Here is a 2,634-nt window from a genome sequence, read left to right as displayed (position 1 = left end):
CGACGCCGTCCCAGGCGAACGACACCGACGGCAAAGGCAATCGACGTCATCAGCACCAGGCCCTCGGGCACCATCGGCACCAGCGCGCCCACCGTGCGCAGCACCGACTCTCGCCCGTCGGCGTGCGTAGTGAACAGCTGCGTGTAGATGATCAGCAGCCCGGTCGGAATCAACAGGTAGGTGATGAACCGAAGAATCGTGTTGACGCCCGCCTGCAGTTCGGAGTTGACCAAGGTGAACTTGCTGGCCTGCGCGGTGAGTTTGGCGGCGTAGGCGTGGCTTCCCACCTGCGTGGCGCGATAGGCGCCGCTGCCGGCGACGACGAAACTGCCCGACAGGACACCGTCACCCACTCTCTTCACGACGGGGTCGGCCTCGCCGGTCAGCAGCGACTCGTCGATCTCGAGCGCGGACTCCTCGACCACCGTGCCGTCGACCACGATTTGGTCGCCGGGCCCCAATTCGATGACATCATCGGAGACCACCTCGCGCGGAGGCACTTGCCGTGCTTCACCGTCACGGCGCACTAACGGGTTGGCCTGTCCGACGATGGACAACTTGTCCAGCGTCAGCTTTGCCCGCAACTCTTGGACGATGCCGATCACGCTGTTTGCGACGATCAGAAGTCCGAACAGGCCGTTGACCAACGACCCGGTAGCCAGCACGATGACGAACAGCACTGTCAGAATCGCGTTGATCCGCGTGAACACGTTCGCCCGGACAATGTCGAGCACACTGCGCGTCGCGCGGCTGGGGACGTCGTTGGTTCTGCCATCCGCGACGCGCTCAGCGACTTCGGTGGACGTCAACCCGGTCGACCGCGAACCGCTCATAGCCGGTAAGCCTATGAAATCGTCACCAGATCCACTGGCTATCAACGCAACCCTGACTTCTCGAAGAGCAGGGGCTTGTGGCACCGTCACGGCAGTCCTAAGACCCCACCGTCGACCCGTCCAGAACGCCGCGAAGGGCACTTTCAGGTGGAGGCTTTGGGCTCTAACGAATTGAGCGTGAACCGCCCATCCTTGAAAGGATCTACACACAGATCAAGGCGGTGACCGTATGAACGCTCCTTTTCCGGATCGCGAGACCGTGAGGACAGTGCTGTCGCTCGCCACTCGGGCGCCGTCGGTACACAACGCCCAGCCGTGGCGCTGGCGGGTGGGTTCCGGCAGCCTGCACCTCTACGCCGATCGGAGGCTGCATCTTCCCAAGACCGACCCCGACAGCCGCGATTTGGTGTTGAGTTGCGGCATTGCCCTGCATCATTGCGTCGTGGCATTCGCAGCCCTTGGCTGGCAGGCGAAAATCCATCGTCTGCCCGATCCCAACGACCCCGAACATCTCGCCGCCATTCAGGTTCGCCGTCAGGCTGCTAGCGAATTAGACGTCAGTTTGGCCGCGGCGATTCCCCGGCGGCGTACCGATCGGCGCCGTTATAGCTCGTGGGAGGTTCCCGCCAACTACATCGCTCTTTTGGGTGCGCGAGCGACTCGCACCGGAGTCATGCTCCGCCAGATGCAGTCTCGGTCTGAGCTGAAACAGATTATGGCGGAAGCTATTCAGCAACACGTGACGGATTATGACTACCTGTCCGAGCTGACGGTTTGGAGCGGACGGTATGCATCGACGGCCGGTGTGCCGGCCCGCAGCACCCCCGAGGCCGATCCCGCGGCTCCGCTACCGCCAAGGTTGTTCGCGGGCCCGGTGTTGAGTCAGCCGGTCGATACGGAACCGACTGACGACAACGCGGTGGTGTTGGCCCTTGGCACCAGGGACGACACCACTTTGGCGCAGCTTCGAGCCGGGGAAACCACCAGTTTGATGCTGCTGAGTGCTACCGCACTCGGGCTGGCCAGCTGTCCGGTCACCGAACCCCTTGAGATCCGCGAGACGCGCGACGCGATTCAGAGTGAGGTCTTCGGGCTCGATGCATTCCCTCAAATGTTGCTTCGCATCGGTTGGGCGCCGGTCGATGCAGACGCGCTTCCCGCTACGCCGCGCCGTCCGCTCGGCGACGTCGTCGAGTACCTGGACGGATCCCGGTTCTGCTGACATGGTGGTGTAGGGAACGCGCCGTCGCAGCCACACCGCGGCGCCATTGCGCAGTGTTGATCGCACGTCGTCGTCCATGTATCGGCTTACTATCCTGTGGCACAACAACTTCGAATATCGCGATAATCGCGGGCCTATGATCGGGCGACCAGCACCGAGCACTCCGCGTGGCCGATGATCGGATGGTCGTGTGGCCCGACCAGATTCGCAACTTGATCCGCGTCACCGCCTCCGATCACCGCCAGATGAATCGTCCTGTGCGCCGCGGCAAGGAAATTCGCGATGTCGTCGCGGGTGGCAGCGCCGTAGATTTCGACGTCTGGGTGGGTCTCCTTCCACGATTGCACCCGGTGCTCCAGCTCACCACTGGGCATGCGATCGGTTTCCTTCCGCAACGTCTCGACCGTGAGAATCGGTGTCTGGCGCAACTTCGCCTCTTTGATCGCCAGCTCGATAACCGCGCCGCTCTTCGCCGAGTCATTGACAGCGGCGACTATCAACGGGCTCAACCGGGTTGGGTTGCCTTCGTGACTGCGAATGATCGCCACCGGGCAATGAGCCCCTTCGGCGACGTCGGCA

The 2,634-nt window shown here is 62.9% G+C and carries 1 protein-coding gene and 2 pseudogenes; 1 reads left to right on the top strand and 2 read right to left on the bottom strand.

Annotated elements, in window-relative coordinates:
- Positions 1–833 (bottom strand): annotated as a pseudogene (locus A5658_RS12200) (cation-translocating P-type ATPase); the annotation flags it as partial.
- A gap of 229 nt (positions 834–1,062) precedes the next feature.
- Here A5658_RS12200 and A5658_RS12195 point away from each other — a divergent pair.
- A complete protein-coding gene (locus tag A5658_RS12195) occupies positions 1,063–2,055 on the top strand; it encodes a nitroreductase family protein (protein WP_067334742.1) in 993 nt (330 codons plus the stop codon).
- 134 nt (positions 2,056–2,189) lie between these two features.
- Here the strand turns inward: A5658_RS12195 and A5658_RS28430 are convergent.
- Positions 2,190–2,634: pseudogene (locus tag A5658_RS28430) on the bottom strand (universal stress protein); the annotation flags it as partial.

This window comes from Mycobacterium sp. 1245111.1, assembly GCF_001673405.1.
In the GTDB taxonomy this organism is placed as follows: Bacteria; Actinomycetota; Actinomycetes; order Mycobacteriales; family Mycobacteriaceae; genus Mycobacterium.
Note: the sequence above shows the minus strand (reverse complement) of the source record. Positions and strands in the feature narration are given on the sequence as shown.

Bases quoted from the DNA above. Each gene is read 5' to 3' on its own strand.
- A5658_RS12195 (WP_067334742.1), top strand. From the start codon at position 1,063: ATGAACGCTCCTTTTCCGGATCGCGAGACCGTGAGGACAGTGCTGTCG.